Below are 15473 nucleotides of genomic sequence, written 5' to 3'. Positions count from 1 at the left end.
CCGGCCACCCGCTGCGCGGTACGGGTGATACGGCCCAGCGGCGACAGCACCCGGCCCGCCATCGCGTACCCGAAGGCGAACGCCACGACGGTCAGACCCAGCAACGCCAGCAGGGAACGGTTGAGAAAGGTCTGCAGCACCAGGGCGCGCCGGTCGCGGAGGCAGTTGCTGATGGCCGCGTTGATGTCGTCGACCGTGGCGACCGACTGGAGGTCCCGGCAGTTGACGTTGCCCAGGCTGATGTCCCTGCCGGAGACCTGGAACTCCGGGGTGCCTTCCTTGAGGGTGTTGGCCGCGAACAGGTAGATGATCGCGAGCAGTACGACGCCGGCCATCAGGAACATGCCGCCGTACAGCAGCGTGAGCCGTATCCGGATGGTCGGCCGGAACCATCGCACCGGTCGGAGCGCGGACTCCGGGCCGGCCGAGGGCTTCGGGGGCGGGGAGACCGGTGGGTGCGGCTCGGTGGGAACAGTCACGGCGATCAGCCCCGGCGGCCCCGCCGAGCGGACAGGACAACCGGTACGGGGACGGGGACGGGGAACGAGCCCACTGCTGATCCTTCCTCAGGTGACGCGCGCTGCGCGACGGGTGCAAACCATGCCCATCCTGCCCGGAAGTGCGGTAAATCGGCTGTAAGGGCGGAGGCTCTCACCGGAGTACGTACGGCCGGAACCGGCATCGCGGCAGCAGACGGCAGACGATGGCCCGCAGGCCACGGACGACGGACCGCGGGCCAGGGCCGCGGGCCAGGACCGCGCGCCACGGTCGGCAGGCCGGCCGCGCGGCTTCGGCGCGGTCGCTACCGGTTCACCAGCAGGTCGGCGCTGACGGGCAGGCCGTCGGCTTGCGGGTTGGTCAGGACCGCCAGTTCGTAGTCGTGGCGGCGGCCCGGCTGCCACTGTCCGCCGGCGAGCGGGACGCTAGCGACGTTCGGTACCGGTCCCGCCGTCCAGTCCAGGCGGCCCGCGACGGTGTCCAGGCGCGTGCGACCGACCGCCTCGGCGACCGCCGCCGGGTCGGTGGGGTCGTCGGCGGTCCGCAGGGCGTGGGCGGCGACCTCGAACAGGGCGTGGGCCAGGCCGAGGGGCTGGAGCCACTGCCTGCCCGTGGCCTGTTCGTAGGCGTCGGCGAGCTGGGCGGCGGTCGTGCCGTCCAGGGAGGAGCGGTGGGGGTGGGCGGGTGTCCAGTAGACCAGGGTCGCCACGTTCGCCTGCGCGGGCTGTCGGCCGGCCCCGGTGACCGAGGGAGGGTAGGCGAGCCAGCGCGAGCAGGTGATGAGCCGGGGTGTGGCGCCGAGCTCGGCCGCGGTGGTGCGGAAGAGTGTCAGGTCGCGGCCGGTGGCCGCGCTGGTGACGAGGTCGGCTCCGGCGGCGGCGAACGCCGCGACGTGGCCGGACAGGTCGGCGGCGGGCTCGGTGTAGGCGGCCGGGTCCACCAGGTGGTGGCCGCGTGCCCGGGCAGTGGGGGCGAAGCCCCGCTCCCCGTCGCGGGACCAGGTCCCCTGCGGTCCGTCGTTCCACAGGCACCCCACCGTGCGTCCCGGGCCCCCGGCCAGTTCCCACAGGTCCGCGAAGGTGTCGGCGATGGCGTCGAGTCCCCAGCAGAAGTGGTACGCGTAGCGGAACGGTGTGGTGTCGTCCGCTCCTCGCCCGTAGTAGTAGACCTGCCACGGAAACGCGCTCGATACGCACGGTACGCCTGCCTCCTCGCAGGCGTCGGCGACGGCCGGCAGCACCTGCGTGCCGGCCAACGTCACGACGATCCGCGCGCCTTCGTCCGCCACCAGCTCCCGCACGGCCTGCCGCGCACCGTCCGCGGTGGACCGGCTGTCCCGGCACACCAGGCGCACAGGGTAGGTACGGCCCGCGTTGACGAGCCGGGTGAGCCTGGGCCGCAGGAAGGACACCGCGAAGTCGAGCGGGTCCCCCAGGGCCGCCAGCCGCCCGGTACGCGCGGCGACGACTCCGACGGCCAGGGTCCGGCCCGGTTCTTCCTGCCGGTCCCGCAGGTCCGTCAACTCCACCTGTGCCTCCGAGCGTTCGAGCCTTCGAACTTCCGCGCGCGTCCCTCGGACAACCGGTGGAAAGGCGCGCTGGGCACGGACACTCACCCGTTCAGCGGGCCACTGGGCAAGCAGGGCGGGCAGGACGGGGTCGGGTGAACCCCCACAGCGCGAGTCCGAGGCAGCTGATCCCGGCGCCCAGTGCGCACACGGCCCCCCAGCCGGCCACCGTGTAGAGGAAGGTCGCGGCGAGGGCCCCGGTGGCGCTGCCGATCGAGTAGAAGACCATGTATCCGCCGATCAGCCGGCTGCCCGCGTCCGGGTGCAGCGCGTAGATCAAAGTCTGGTTGGTGACATGTACGGCCTGCACGGCGAGGTCGAGGAGGAGCACCCCGGCGAACAGGGCCCAGAGCGAGCTCCGGGTGAAGGCCAGGGGCAGCCACGAGGCGGCGAGCAGGGCCAGGGCGATGCCGGTGGTCCGCCGGGAGAGTCCGCGGTCGTTCAGGCGGCCCGCCACGGTCGCGGCCAGGGCACCGGCCACGCCGATCAGCCCCAGCGCCCCGATCGCGCTGTGGGGCAGGAAGTACGGGGCCTCGCTGAGCGGCAGTGCGACGCTGCTCCACAGGGTGCTGAAGGCGGCGAAGACCAGCAGCCCGAACAGGGCCCGGAGCCGCAGCAGCCGTTCCCGTGCGAACAGGGTGATCGTGGAGCGCAGGAGCTGTCCGTAGCGCAGAGTCGTCGGCGCAGCGGCACTGTGACACGGAAGCACGCGGTACAGGACCAGGGCGAGCAGGGCGGTGAGCGACGCCGAGGCGAGGTAGACGGAGCGCCAGCCCGCGAGATCGGCCAGGAGGCCGGATGCGGTGCGGGCGAGCAGGATGCCGATGACCACGCCGCTGGTGACCGCACCGACGGTCCGTCCGCGTCCGGCGGGCGGAGCCAGCGCCGCCGCGAAGGCCACCAGCGTCTGCGTGACGACCGCGAACAGTCCGGTCGCGGCCATGCCCGCGAGCAGGACCGCCGCGGTACGGGCGGTGGCCACCACGGCCAGCGCCACCACCAGGAGCAGCAGCTGGGCCACGATGAGCCGCCTGCGGTCGGCCACGTCGCCCAGTGGCACGAGGAGGAAGAGTCCCAGCCCGTAACCGACATGCGTGAGGGTGACCACGCTGCCGACGAGCGCCGGGCTCATGGCGAGGTCGTCGCCGATGGCCACCAGGAGCGGCTGGGAGAAGTAGACATTGGCCACCGCGGCCCCGCAGGCGACCGCGAACAGTACGACGACGCCACGGGTCAGGACGGACGCGGCCCCTCCCCCGCTTCGGGTCCCGGTCCGTGTCACGGCCTCACCGTCCGCACCGTTGTCAGGCATCAGTGCCCCCACCCTCCACACATCTGGTTTCAACTTGCTACCAACGGCGATGAAGGTAGCCCGTGCGGTAGCATGTTGCAACCATCGCGAGAGGGAGTGAGGAACAGGCATGGTGTCCAGGACCCGCTTCGACGACAGCGCATGTCCCGTCGCCCGGTCGGTGGACGCGATCGGCGACTGGTGGTCCCTGCTGATCGTGCGGGACGCCTTCGACGGGAGCCGGCGCTTCGGGGAGTTCCAGCGCAGCCTCGGCGTGGCGAAGAACATCCTCACCGCGCGGCTGCGCACCCTGGTCGCCGGCGGCGTCCTCGAATCCGTGCCCGCCTCGGACGGCAGCGCCTACCGCGAGTACGTGCTGACTCCCAAGGGCAAGGCGCTCTTCCCCGTCATCGTGGCACTGCGGCAGTGGGGCGAACAGAACTTCTTCGCCCCCGGCGAGCCGCACTCGCAGCTGGTCGACCGCCGGCAGGGCCGTACCCTGCGCGCACTGGAAGTGCTGTCTGCGGACGGGCGACGGCTGGACCCCGACGACACGGCCGTCCACAAGGTCTCCACCGAGTGACCTCAGCCGGAGACCGGGAGCCGATACGCGTCGGCCGACCGGACGACATGCCACGGGATGGAGCGCACACCACCGCCCGTGGCTGGTGAAACGGCCCCTACCCGCGCCACATGACGGTGTCGAGGTTGATGCGGCCCCAGTCCACGGCGATCTGGAAGCGACTGTTCGCGGTCAGGTCCTTCGTCGCGACAGCGACAGGGGGCTGTCCGCGGTTCAGCCGGATCTCACCCGTGTTCGTGGCGAGGTGGTCCAGGGCGGCCCGCAGCTTGTTCGTGCCGAAGCCGGTGGCGCGCTTCAGTTGTTGCAGCGTCGTGACGAACTGTGCCGGGCGGCCGAGCGTGCGGGCGGCGTACTCCAGCAGGGCCTGCTCGGCGGGCCCGACGGTTTGCACCTGCCGGAAGTCCTGCAGACGTTCGGCCAGCCCTTCCGGCAGGGACAGCACGTCCTCCGGCCGGGGGAACCAGTCGGGCATCGTCCAACGCCCGTCGGCACACCGGGCACGGCATGGATCCCGAACTCGAAGCATTCATTCCGCTGTTCCCCAAGGCCGATCTGACCGACCCGGTCGCCGAGCGCGAGAAGTTCGCCGGGCTGGCGGCCTCGGTGCCGGCGCCGGACACCTCAGGCATGGACGTCGAGGACCGTACGGTGTCCGCCGGCCCGGACGTGCCGGTGCGGGTCTACCGCCCGCGCCGTGCGCAGGGCGCCGTCGTCTGGCTGCACGGCGGCGGATTCGTCATGGGCGGCCTGGAGACCGAGCACCCGTGGGCCGCCCGGCTCGCGGAGCTCTCCGGCACGGTGGTGATCTCGGTGGGCTACCGGCTGGCTCCCGAGCACCCGTTCCCGGCCGCCCTGGACGACGCGTACGCCGTACTGACCTGGGCGGCCGGGCACGCGGCCGAACTCGGCCTCGACGCGGAGCGGATCGCGGTCGGCGGCCGCAGTGCCGGTGGCGGGCTCGCGGCCGCGCTGGCGCTGCGGGCGCGTGACCAGCGGGGGCCTGCGATCTGCTACCAGTTGCTCAACCAGCCGCAGCTCGACGACCGGCAGGAGACGTGGTCGCAGCGGAACTTCACCGCTACGCCCTGGATGAACCGGGACAAGGTCTCCGCGGCGTGGCGGCACTACCTGGGTTCCGGCCCCGCCACCCCGTACGCGGCCCCGGCGCGCGCCGACGACCTGTCCGGCCTGCCGCCTGCCTACGTCGCCACCGCCGAGCTGTGCCCGAACCGCGACGAGGACATCGCGTACGCGCTGCGCATGCTGCAGGCGGGCGTGCCGGTCGAGCTGCATCAGTGGCCCGGCACGTTCCACGGGTCGCAGGCGATCCTGTCCGCCGAGGTGTCGCAGCGGCAGATCGCCGAACTCGGCGCCGCCCTGCGCCGTGCCGTCCGGCGCTGAAGACCACTCGGACAAGTCGGCACCTGGGGGAATCCGGCGGCGGTGGGTGGCCGGCGAGCGCCGGCCGGCTTCCGGAGGGGGCGTCGTCGAAGGCCGGTGGGTGCCGGCCACCGGCCTCCGCCCTCACCGGTCGACCTGCTGCCGGAGCACGGCGGAGGTGTGCCGGAACTCGTCCATCAGCCGAGTGGCCTCCACCACGAGCACTCCGTAGGGGTGGGCCGGGTCGGTCAGCGGCAGCCCGTCCTGCTCGGCCTGTTCGGTCACCCGGCGGCAGCACTCCTGCGCCTGGTCCGCGAGGTCGCACAGTTCGCCGGCCTGGTCGGACAGCGAGTCCTCGTTCAGCCGCCCGAGGACCTGGGTGATTCGGGAGACGGATTCCAGGAAGTCGGCGTAGCGGCGCAGGAAGCGCCGGTCCTGTTCGTCGCCGTCCTGGCGCCACTGGTCGAGGCTGCGGGTGAGCGAGGCCACCTGGTACATGGTCCGTTCCAGCGCCTTGAGCACCGCGCCGTACCCTTCGAAGTCCGTACGGCCCCGGTGGCGGCCCAGGCGGTTGCGCGGGTTGTAGTACAGGCTCTCCCGGGCCGTCCGCAGCCCGTTCTCGGCCTGGGTGATCAGGCCGCCGGTCTGCTCGGCCCGGCCGCGCCAGTGGATGATGCGCTCCTTCTCCATCTCCCCCTCCCGCATCGCCGGGTACATGTCACTGACCAGGTCGCACAGGGCGCGGGCGAGAGTGTGGATCCCGTGTTCGGCGCTGCGGTAGCGCAGTGGGGGCACCAAGGCGATGTTGACGATGACGCCGACGCCGCACCCGATGAGGACCAGCAGGATGATCTGCCCGAGGTGAGTGATCTTGCCGAGGCCGGACGGCGCCGAGACGTAGGTGGAGAAGGCGAAGAAGGCCGCCGTCGCCACCTGGGAACCCTGCGACCCCAGGGCGGGCCACCGGCCGATGGTGAGCGCCACCACCGCCACGAGCGCGAAGGTGAGCAGGTCAGGGCCGGCCAGATAACCCAGCGCCGCCTGTACGGCGACCCCGGTCGCCACGGCACCCACGTACCGCAGCGACTGCAGCAGGGACTGGTACACCGTCACCTGCATGATCAGAACGGCGGAGAACGGTGCGAACGCCGGCGACTCCGCGTCGAGCAGGTTGTAGGAGAACACCCAGGCGACGGTCGCCGCCAGCGTGCTCTTGCCGATCAGCAGCAGCGTGTGGCGTTCGTGCCCCGCCGAGCCCCAGGCCCGGCTCCACCACTGCCGGGCACGGGCGAGGTGCCCCTGCGCCGCGGGCTGCTCGCGGTGCCCTTCCGAGGCTCCCTGCTCCCCTGCCCCGGCCTCCCGCTCGTCCGTCCGACGGTTCCGCTTACGCGCCGGAAGCTGTGACTTCCGCGTCTGACCGGTCATGCACGCTCCGTTCCTCTCCGCTCCTCTTCCGGTCCGCTTCTGTCGGAGGACCGTACGTTTTCACTCGGTACCCCGTCGGCGCGGCCACACCGCATGCCTCCTCCGTCCCGGCAGCTCACTCACTCACGGCTGACGGTCCGCGCCATACGGGCACCACGGCTCAGGCGGCCTTGCGGTACTGCTCTGCCGGGGTCCGCGTCGCCTCCGCACGTATCCGGGACAGGGCCCGGTCGAGCAGGCGCGAGACGTGCATCTGCGACACGCCCAGTTCGGCGGCGATGGCGCTCTGCGTCATGTCCTCGAAGAACCGCAGGTACAGGATGCGGCGGTCTCGCTCGGGCAGCCGGGCCAGTACCGGCTTGGCCGTCTCGCGGTCCTCGACGAGCGCGAAGGCGTCTTCGAGCGCGCCGAGGACGTGCATCAGGGTGTGGCCGTCACCGCTGTCGTCGCCGTGATCCAGGGCGGCGTCCAGGGACAGGGACCGGTAGGTCTCCAGCGCCCGCAGCCCGAGGGCGACGTCCTTCTCGGGCAGCCCGGTGTACGCGGCGACCTGCTCGGTGCCGGGCGTACGGCCGTCCAGCGTGGTGCTGAGTTCCTTGACCGCGACACGGACCTTGTTGCGCAGTTCCTGGATACGGCGCGGCACGTGCACGTGCCAGGTGTGGTCGCGGAAATGCCGCTTCAGCTCACCCGTGATGGTGGGAACGGCGAACTGCTCGAACGCGTCGGCCCGCTCGGGATCGAAGCGGTCGACGGCCTTGACCAGGCCCAGGGCGGCGACCTGCTTCAGGTCGTCGAGGTGTTCGCCGCGCTCGCGCAGCCGGTACGCCAGACGGTGGGCCATCGGCAGCCAGGCGGTGATGACGCGTCGGCGTATCTGCTCCTTGACCGGCCCGTCCTCCAGCGTGGCCAGCAGACGGAACTCGTCGCTGGTGTCGACATCGTGGGCACCGCGCTCATGGGTACGCGCGGTCGCGGGGGTGGCCATCGCCGGCTCTCCTTTGCCGCTCAGGTGTGGTGGTCCACAGGCAGGCGAGAGGCCGGTCCGGAATACGGCAGACGGGCCCCTCGGCCGAGAAAAAGGGAAGGGTGCCTACGGTTCCGAAGCACTGCCGCTCGTGTGTCCCGGCCGGCCGCCCTTACACCCGGCATTCCGGCGTTGTCGCTGTGGTGTGAGTCACGGAGCCGAGCGGGACGGTGGCGGCTGGGCGGAGGGCCCCGAGTGGAGTGTCGGCCGGGCGGGCGGAAGGACGAGGAGTGGGGTATCAGCGGGTCAGCGGGTCAGCGGGTCAGCGGGTCAGCGGAGGGACGACGAGCCGAGCGCGGGGCAGGTCGAACCGTTCCGTACGAGCGGGCCGCTAACGGTGCGGCAGCGCCTCCGCGACGGCGACCTGGGACGGGGCGAGGGATGTCGCCCCGTCCTCGATGTCCCACAGGGAGTTCTGCAGCAGCCGGCCCAGCGTCCAGCCGGCCGCCCGTTCGCGGTCCAGGCCGAGCGCGTCGGTGAGCAGGTCGAACCGGCGCCGTACCACGCGGTGGGCCTCACCCGTCGCGGCGATGTCCGCCCAGCGGCTGTCCAGGGCGGGCCACAGGTCGAAGCCGGGGTCACCGGCCAGTGGTTCCGGGTCGATGGCGAGCCACGGTTCCCGGTCCCCGGCCAGCACGTTGTCGTAGTGCAGGTCCCAGTGCAGCAACCGGTCCCCCGGCTCGCCGGCCAGGTCGGCCACGACCGACGCCCAGGTCCGCAGGCGCTGCCGGTCGACGGGGTCGCGTAACGCCGTCTCCGCCGCGGGTACCTGCTCCAGCATGCCGGCGGCGATGCCGCCGAGTCCGCGCAGGCCCTCCGGGGCGGGGACGGCGACGAGGCGCCTCAGCAGGCCGGCCAGGACGGTCATCGCGGTGTCGTCGTCCGCGACGGACGCGAGCGTACGCGATCCGTCCAGCCGCTCCAGCAGCATGACGCCGCTCGCCCGGTCGTCCGCCATCAGCCGCACGGCGCCGTCGCCGTTCCATGTGCGCAGTCCGACCAGCGCGGCGTCGGTCTCCTCCGTGGGCATCTGCAACCGCAGTGCGGCGCGCGTCCCGTCCGTACGCACGACCGGCAGTACGAGTGAGGCCATCCCGGAAGCGGCCGCTCCGTCCCGCCTCAGCTCCCAGCGCTCCAGGAACTGCGCGACCTGGGCGGGCAGGGCGGCGAGCCATGCGCGTCCGGCGTCGCTCTTGCCGTACGACGCGGTCAGCGCGTCCGGGATGCCGACACTTTCCACCGTGCTCATCAGCATGACTCCTTCGCCGGGACGTTCGGGCGTGCGGGGGGGCGTGCGGTTCGAACGCGATGACCGTACGTCACGCTCTCGCGAGTGATCGCCGTACGGCAGGGTCCCGAGAGCCGGTTCCTGGGCAAGACTGGGCTCGTTTCGACCGGCCATGAGGAGGCAGAGTGGGAAATCACCGGGGCGAGCCGTCCGACAAGCCGTGGACGCCGCCGCCCGACCCGCCCAGTCCGGACGGCGACAACCCGGGCAAGATGAAGTAGCGGTGCGCTGGCGAGACGTGGCGCGCACCGCGCTCGCCGCGAAGGGGGCCTTCCGCCGGCCGTGGCTGGCGGAGGCGTTCGACGTGGTGGACCGGGAGCGGTTCGTGCCCTCCCGGTTCTGGGGGCTGCCCGCCCGTGACGACGGTCTGTATCCGCTGCTGGACCGTGCGCAGGACGAGGAGCGGTGGCGGCGGGCCGTGTGGGACACCCGCCGTTCCGCCGTCGTGCAGATGGACGACGGGGCCACCGCGCCCGACGGGCCGGCGCGCGGCGACTTCACCTCGTCGGTGTCCGCGCTGGACATCGCGTACGAGAAGCTGTGCCACCTGGATCTCGAACCGGGCCACCGCGTCCTGGAGATCGGCACGGCGTCCGGCTACAACACGGCGCTGCTGTGCGAGCGGGTCGGCAGCGCGCGGGTGACGACCGTGGAGGTGGACCCGGCGCTCGCCGCGTGGGGCGCGGACAACCTCAAGCGGGCCGGGTACACCTCGGTGCGGGCCGTCTGCGGCGACGGGCTGGCGGGCGGCCCGCCGGACCGGGCGAGTCCGGGCCCGTACGACCGTGTTCTCAGTACGGCGTCGGTGCGGCGCATCCCGACGGCGTGGCTGGAGCAGACCGCCGACGGAGGGGTGATCCTCACTCCCTTCGGGACGGCGTACGCCAACGCGGGCCTGCTCAAGCTGCGGGTGGCGGACGGCCGCGCCCAGGGGACGTTCGTCGGCAGCGCCCACTACATGTGGGTCCGGGGCCAGCGGCCCCGCCGCGTGATCGACGTACCGGACGGCTCCCGCCTCCACGCCTCGCCCCTGGACCCGGCGGAGGTGCTCCAGGGCAGCTGGCAGCAGGACTTCGCCATCGGCCTCCACGTTCGCGACATCGACTACACCCACCGCGGCGAAGGGGCGGACCAACAGGTCCAGCTCTGGGACGAGTCAGGTACGTCGGTCACCGTCGTCTCGTACGACGCCTGGTGGCGGCACGGTGCGGTCCGTGTCTGGGGGCCGCGCGACCTGTGGCGGGAGGTCGTCGCCGCGTACACCTGGTGGCGCACCCACGACCGCCCGGGCCTCCCGCGTCTGGGCGTGAGTGTGGAGGCCGACGGTACGCACAGCATGTGGCTGGACGAGCCCGGCCGGCGGGTCGGGTGATGGCGGCGTTCGTCGCCTTGCCCCCCGTGTGCCGTCCCCATCCGCCGTCCGCGCCGCCGGATCTGCCCGGGGCATGTGCAAGGTGACAAGCGCGCCAGTTTCGGCGGTCGGCGTCGGAGGTGCTTGGCCGGGGCATGGCTGCCGTCGGCGCCTCGCGGGCCCGTAGGCGACCCCGTACGGACCGGATTCCGCCAGATGCCGCCAGGAAGTTTCGCCCCTCCCGCACCGCAACCGGCACCACGCCCCCCTCCTCTCCCCGGAGCCCCTCCCTCACGAGAGAACGACGGGGCGGGAGGAAACCGCCGGGTGGCCGCTTTACCGGCCTGCGCACCGAGCGAACCAGTCGGCGTCATTCGCCCTGCGGTGCCCCGGCTCCGCACCGTTACGTTGGCTGGCGGCCCGGGGAGCGGCCCCGAGGCCGGAACCGAGGGGAAGAACATGGCGAACGCGGACTTCCGGGCCAGGACAGTCATCCGCCGGAACCAGGCCTGGACATCCGGTGACGGCAACACCCTGCTGCGCCTGCAGGAGGACGGCAACTTCGTCGTCTACCGCCACGGCAAAGCGGCCTGGCAGGCCGACAACGTCTACCCGAACGGCGAGACGGCCGCCTTCGAGATGGACGGCGACCTCGTCGTCTACGACTCCAACGGCCGGCAGATCTGGCACTCCGACACCAGCGGGAACCACGGAGCCACGTTCTCCGTGCAGGACGACGGCAATGTCGTCATCTACAACTCCGACGGCGGCCCGATCTGGCAGACCAACACCGCGGGCTGACACCCGGACGGACGCGGAGCCGCACCGGCCGCGAACCCCCGCCAGCCCACGGCGAGCCCCTGCCGACGTTCCGCGACACCGCGGCGGCGGGGGCTCGCACGCGCGGCGGAAGCCGTGGACGCCGGCACCGGGGGCCTGGGCCTGACGGGCCCTCAGTCGCCGAGCGCCTCCGTCATCCGGTCGAGGTCGGCGAGGAGGGCGGTCAGGCGCGGCTGGGGGATGGCGGCGACCATGCGGCGTTCGATGGCGTAGACGGCGCCGCGGGCCGCGTCGAGACGGTCGCGGCCCTCGTCGGTCAGATGGGCGGGAAGGGCGCGGCCGTGGTCCGTGGTGCGGGGGCGGGAGACCAGCCCGGCGTCCTGCAAGCCGCGGAGTACGACGTTCATGGACTGCCGCGTGACGAAAGCGCCGCGGGCGAGTTCGGCGTTGGACAGGCCGGGCTGCTGGTCGAGCAGTTCGAGGCAGGCGTACTGCGGCACGGTCAGGCCGTACTCGCGCAAGGCCTTGTCCATGGCGCCGCGCAGGGCGGCGGCGGAGCGTTTGAGGCGGTACCCGACGTGCTCGGTGACGTCCTGGGCGGGGTGCGGGGGCTCCACGGGCCTGCGGTCCTGCACGGGCTTCCGGTCTTCGGCGGGCTTCCGGGCTTCAGTGGGCTTCCGGGCTTCAGTGGGCTTCCGGTCGTTCATGTCAGGAGTTTGACACACCTTGCCGCCCTGCGTACCGTTCTGAATGTCAGAGTCCTGACATCACCATCGCGCACGGCACAGCAGTTCCGCCACGCCTGAACACCGTGAAACGAGTGATCCCTATGACCGCCACCCTCCTCGGCCCCGACTTCCTCGCCCTCCAGGTACGCGACGTCCAAGCGGCGGCCGCATTCTGCGAGACCCACCTCGGCCTGCGCCGGTCCCCCGCATCGCCGCCCGGCGCGGTGGTGTTCGCCACCGAGCCGGTCCCGTTCGCCGTCCGCGAGCCGCTGCCGGGGGTGGATCTCGACGAGGTCGCCCGGCCCGGCCTCGGGGTGGCCCTGTGGTTCCGCACCACGGACGCCCAGGAGCTGCACGACCAGCTCACCGCGGCCGGCGTGACCATCCTCAGCCCGCCGCAGGACACTCCCTTCGGTCGCGCCTTCACCTTCACCGGCCCCGAGGGCTACGCCATCACGGCGCACGGCAACTGACCGGCGGCGTCACCGCGTGGCGCTGCGCTCCTGCCGCGAGCAGGCCGCCTGTTGGGCCGGGCGGCCCGCCGCTGCCGCGGCGTACCGGTGGGCCAGTTCCTCGCACGCGGCGGTGAGTTCCGGCGGGCCGATCACCTCGATGTCGCAGCCGAAGGTGCCGATCAGGGCCGCCAGTCCCGGCCACGACCACGCGCCGAGGCTGAGCCGGCAGCGGTCCGGGGCGACTTCCTCGACCACGGCGCCACCGGGCGCCCAGCGGGCGACGACCGCGGCGGGGGCGTCGAGGATCACCTCGCCGTGGCAGGACCACTGGCCGGGGGTGTCACCGCGGTCGAACTGGCCGATGACGAACGCCGTGACGTCGGCGCCGGGCAGTTCCCGCGGCGTGAAGCGGACTCCGGTGGGGGCGTGCGGTGTGATCCGGTCGACCCGGAAGGTACGCCAGCGGGAGCGCCCCACTTCCCATGCGACGAGGTACCAGCGGCCCGACCACATGACGAGGTGATGCGGCTCCACGCGGAACGACGGTCCCGGGCCGTCCGTACGGCCATCGGGGTCGGGCCCGCGGCTGTCCGGGCGGCTCGGGCTGTCCGTGCCACCCGGGCCCGGGCGGCTCAGGCTGTCCGGGCGGCTCGCGTAGTCGAAGGTCAGCACCTCGCAGTGGCGGACGGCGGTGCCCACGGCGAGCAGCACCCGGGAGTCGACCGGGGGCGCCGCGAGATCCCAGGCGTTGTCGATGGACGTCACCCGTACCGAGTCGACCCGTTGCCGCAGCCGCTTCGGCATGACCTGGCGGACGGTGGCCAGCGCTCGGCCGGCCGCTTCTCCGAGACCGGCCACCGTCGAGGGGGCGGTCTGCAGTGCGACGGCGACCGCGACGGCCTGTTCGTCGTCGAACAGCAAGGGCGGGATCTTCGCCCCGGCGTCCAGGCGGTACGCGCCTCCCGGCCCCTTGGTGACGCGTACGGGGTAGCCCAGCTCCCGCAACCGGTCGATGTCCCGGCGCACGGTGCGCGGGCTCACCTCCAGCCGTTCCGCCAGTACCGGTCCCGGCCATTCGCGCCGGGACTGCAACAGGGAGAGCAGCAGGAGGAGGCGCGCCGATGTCTCTGCCATGGCGCAACCGTGCCAGGAATAGCGGCCGTTATGTGGCCGGTACTCCTGTGACGCTGGCGTGCATGACTCAGTCTTCCGCAGCACGAACGGCACAGCAGAGAGGCGCGTCCGCGTCCGGACCGGGACGAACAGAAGCAGAGGGAGGGGGTGGGGCAGGGGCTGGTCCGGGGCCGGAGGCCGGGCCGGGACCGGGGGCGGCCGCCGTCTGCGGTTCCTCCGCGGTGGTGGCCCTCGTCGTGGTGCTCATCGCCTCCTTCATGGAGCTTCTCGACGCGACGATCATCACGGTCGCCGCCCCGGCGATCGCCGAAGGGCTCGGGGCCGGTGAGGCCACGCTGCAGTGGACGGTCGCCGGATACACCCTCGCACTCGGCTCCGGGCTGATCACCGGTGGACGCGTCGGCGACCAGTTCGGACGGCGGCGCGTCTTCCTGATCGGGCTGGCGGGGTTCGCGGTCGCCTCGGCGGCCTGCGCGCTCGCGCCGGACCCGGTGTTCCTCGTCGCCACCCGCGTCGGCCAGGGGCTGGCGGGCGGGCTGATGGTCCCGCAGGTGTTCGGCATCATCCGGTCGTCGTTCGCGCCGGCCGCCCGGGCGAAGGCGTTCGGCGCGTACGGTGCGGTGCTCGGGCTCGCCTCGGTGGCGGGGCCGCTGCTCGGCGGCCTGCTCGTCGACGCGGACGTGTTCGGCCTGGGCTGGCGGACGATCTTCTGGGTGAACGTTCCGGTCGCGGCGGCCGGACTCGTCCTCGGCATGCGGTTCCTGCCCGAGTCGAACGCGGTCGGAAGGGCCCGGCTGGACCTGCCCGGCGCGGCGCTCGCCGCGGCGGCAGCGGTGTGCGTCCTGCTCCCCCTGGTCCAGGGCCACGAATGGGGCCGGCCCTGGTGGGGCTTCGTCCTGCTGTCCCTGTCCATGCCGGCCACGGCGCTGTTCCTCAGGAGGGAGCGCCGCTTGGTCGCGCGCGGTGACCAGCCCGTCCTCGACCCGGGCCTGTTGCGGGTACGGGCCTTCAGCAGCGGCCTGGCCGCCTCCGCGCTGTTCTTCGGCGCCATCGGCTCGTTCTTCCTGTTGCTGTCGCTCTACCTCCAGTACGGCACCGGGCGCTCGGCCCTGGAAGCCGGAATGGTCATCCTTCCGTACGCGGTCGGCTCGACCCTCACCTCCGGAGTCGGTGTACAACTGGCCGCGCGCGTCGGCCGTCTGCTGCTCGTCACCGGTTCACTCGTCCTGGCCGCTTCGCAGCTCCTGCTGCTGCTCGTCGTACGGAGCGGGGCCGTACCCGCGTACTGGCAGCTGGCGTTGCCGCTGTTCATCGGCGGGCTCGGGCTGGGGCTGACCTCCCCCTCGCTGGTCAACGTCGTCCTCGCGGGAGTTCCCGCACGGGACGCCGGTGCCGCCGGCGGTATGCTCACCACCGTCGGCCAGGTCGGGAACGCGGTCGGTGTGGCCGTCCTGGGCGTGGGGTTCTTCGCCACGCTCGAAGCGTCATCGGCGGCGGGGTCTTCCCCGCTCGCGGCGTACGGAGAGGCGTTCTCCTCCGTCCTGCCCTGGCAGATCGCGTTCTACGTCGCGGCGGCCGCGCTGATGCTGCTGCTCCCGAGGCACGCGAACGCCTTGGGGAGTGCTTCGCAAGCGACGGCCGTCAAGGGGGAACGAAGCGCCGGAGGTGGGTGAAACACCGTGAGGAGAGTGATGCGGCGCACGTGGAGTGCGGCACCGTAGGTGGAGGAGGGCCGCGCGAGGGAAGCAGGGCCCTGGGGGTGGAGTAAGGCCGCGCAGGGGAGGCAGGGTCCTGGGGGTGGAACAGGGACCGGCAGAGAAACAGGGTCACCGGGGGAAACGGGGCCTCTGGAGGGAAACAGGGCCCCGCGGATGGAGCGGTGGTGGCCGGGTTCCGGGCGTGGGCTGAGCGGCGTCCGGAGCCTGGTCGTGCGGTGGCTCCTGGGGCGGCGGACCAGCGGCGGGGT

14 protein-coding genes and 1 pseudogene are annotated in these 15473 nt (G+C 72.5%); 6 read left to right on the top strand and 9 right to left on the bottom strand.

Features of this window, described 5'->3' with window-relative positions:
* The 3 genes and pseudogenes from ACZ4Z1_RS39800 to ACZ4Z1_RS39790 all read right to left on the bottom strand — a co-directional run.
* Positions 1 to 398 (bottom strand): annotated as a pseudogene (locus tag ACZ4Z1_RS39800) (two-component sensor histidine kinase); the annotation flags it as partial.
* A gap of 404 nt (positions 399 to 802) precedes the next feature.
* Positions 803 to 2026, bottom strand: a complete 1224-nt coding sequence (locus ACZ4Z1_RS39795) for an ABC transporter substrate-binding protein (protein ID WP_468491584.1) — start codon at positions 2024 to 2026, stop codon at positions 803 to 805.
* A 91-nt stretch (positions 2027 to 2117) separates the two neighbouring features.
* On the bottom strand, positions 2118 to 3377 hold the full coding sequence (locus ACZ4Z1_RS39790; RefSeq protein WP_468491583.1) for an MFS transporter: 1260 nt from the start codon (positions 3375 to 3377) through the stop codon (positions 2118 to 2120).
* A 109-nt stretch (positions 3378 to 3486) separates the two neighbouring features.
* Between ACZ4Z1_RS39790 and ACZ4Z1_RS39785 the strand changes: the two genes are divergently transcribed.
* Positions 3487 to 3939: a winged helix-turn-helix transcriptional regulator gene (locus ACZ4Z1_RS39785; RefSeq protein WP_468491582.1), complete on the top strand. Its 453-nt coding sequence runs from the start codon at positions 3487 to 3489 to the stop codon at positions 3937 to 3939.
* 97 nt (positions 3940 to 4036) lie between these two features.
* On the opposite strand, the gene ACZ4Z1_RS39780 is transcribed toward ACZ4Z1_RS39785, so the two are convergent.
* Positions 4037 to 4411, bottom strand: a complete 375-nt coding sequence (locus ACZ4Z1_RS39780) for a DUF6042 family protein (protein WP_468491581.1) — start codon at positions 4409 to 4411, stop codon at positions 4037 to 4039.
* A 32-nt stretch (positions 4412 to 4443) separates the two neighbouring features.
* Here ACZ4Z1_RS39780 and ACZ4Z1_RS39775 point away from each other — a divergent pair, with 32 nt between their 5' ends.
* Positions 4444 to 5340 carry an alpha/beta hydrolase gene (locus ACZ4Z1_RS39775; protein WP_468491580.1) on the top strand — a complete coding sequence of 299 codons (897 nt, stop codon included), beginning with the start codon at positions 4444 to 4446 and terminating at the stop codon, positions 5338 to 5340.
* Positions 5341 to 5463: 123 nt separating this feature from the next.
* Here ACZ4Z1_RS39775 and ACZ4Z1_RS39770 read toward each other — a convergent pair whose 3' ends face one another.
* The 3 genes from ACZ4Z1_RS39770 to ACZ4Z1_RS39760 all read right to left on the bottom strand — a co-directional run bounded on the left by ACZ4Z1_RS39770 (position 5464) and on the right by ACZ4Z1_RS39760 (position 9020).
* Positions 5464 to 6744: an FUSC family protein gene (locus ACZ4Z1_RS39770; protein WP_468491579.1), complete on the bottom strand. Its 1281-nt coding sequence runs from the start codon at positions 6742 to 6744 to the stop codon at positions 5464 to 5466.
* Between the two features lie 160 nt (positions 6745 to 6904).
* Entirely contained in the window at positions 6905 to 7732 is an 828-nt protein-coding gene (locus tag ACZ4Z1_RS39765) for a SigB/SigF/SigG family RNA polymerase sigma factor (protein ID WP_468491578.1), read from the bottom strand.
* A gap of 370 nt (positions 7733 to 8102) precedes the next feature.
* Entirely contained in the window at positions 8103 to 9020 is a 918-nt protein-coding gene (locus tag ACZ4Z1_RS39760; protein WP_468491577.1) for an aminoglycoside phosphotransferase family protein, read from the bottom strand.
* 262 nt (positions 9021 to 9282) lie between these two features.
* Between ACZ4Z1_RS39760 and ACZ4Z1_RS39755 the strand changes: the two genes are divergently transcribed.
* Together ACZ4Z1_RS39755 and ACZ4Z1_RS39750 are read left to right on the top strand one after the other, a co-directional pair.
* Positions 9283 to 10431: a methyltransferase domain-containing protein gene (locus ACZ4Z1_RS39755; RefSeq protein WP_468491576.1), complete on the top strand. Its 1149-nt coding sequence runs from the start codon at positions 9283 to 9285 to the stop codon at positions 10429 to 10431.
* A 438-nt stretch (positions 10432 to 10869) separates the two neighbouring features.
* Complete coding sequence (locus ACZ4Z1_RS39750; protein WP_468491575.1) at positions 10870 to 11211, top strand: hypothetical protein; 342 nt, start codon at positions 10870 to 10872, stop codon at positions 11209 to 11211.
* 152 nt (positions 11212 to 11363) lie between these two features.
* On the opposite strand, the gene ACZ4Z1_RS39745 is transcribed toward ACZ4Z1_RS39750, so the two are convergent.
* A complete protein-coding gene (locus ACZ4Z1_RS39745) occupies positions 11364 to 11825 on the bottom strand; it encodes a MarR family winged helix-turn-helix transcriptional regulator (protein WP_468491585.1) in 462 nt (153 codons plus the stop codon).
* A 194-nt stretch (positions 11826 to 12019) separates the two neighbouring features.
* Here ACZ4Z1_RS39745 and ACZ4Z1_RS39740 point away from each other — a divergent pair, with 194 nt between their 5' ends.
* Positions 12020 to 12391, top strand: coding sequence for a VOC family protein (locus ACZ4Z1_RS39740; protein WP_468491574.1), 372 nt, complete (start codon positions 12020 to 12022; stop codon positions 12389 to 12391).
* Positions 12392 to 12400: 9 nt separating this feature from the next.
* On the opposite strand, the gene ACZ4Z1_RS39735 is transcribed toward ACZ4Z1_RS39740, so the two are convergent.
* Positions 12401 to 13507, bottom strand: a complete 1107-nt coding sequence (locus ACZ4Z1_RS39735; RefSeq protein WP_468491573.1) for a helix-turn-helix transcriptional regulator — start codon at positions 13505 to 13507, stop codon at positions 12401 to 12403.
* 221 nt (positions 13508 to 13728) lie between these two features.
* Here ACZ4Z1_RS39735 and ACZ4Z1_RS39730 point away from each other — a divergent pair, with 221 nt between their 5' ends.
* On the top strand, positions 13729 to 15180 hold the full coding sequence (locus ACZ4Z1_RS39730; RefSeq protein ID WP_468491572.1) for an MFS transporter: 1452 nt from the start codon (positions 13729 to 13731) through the stop codon (positions 15178 to 15180).
* Positions 15181 to 15473 lie beyond the last annotated feature (293 nt).

The organism is Streptomyces sp. NPDC030165, from assembly GCF_055573595.1.
This window is presented reverse-complemented; position numbering and strand designations above follow the sequence as displayed.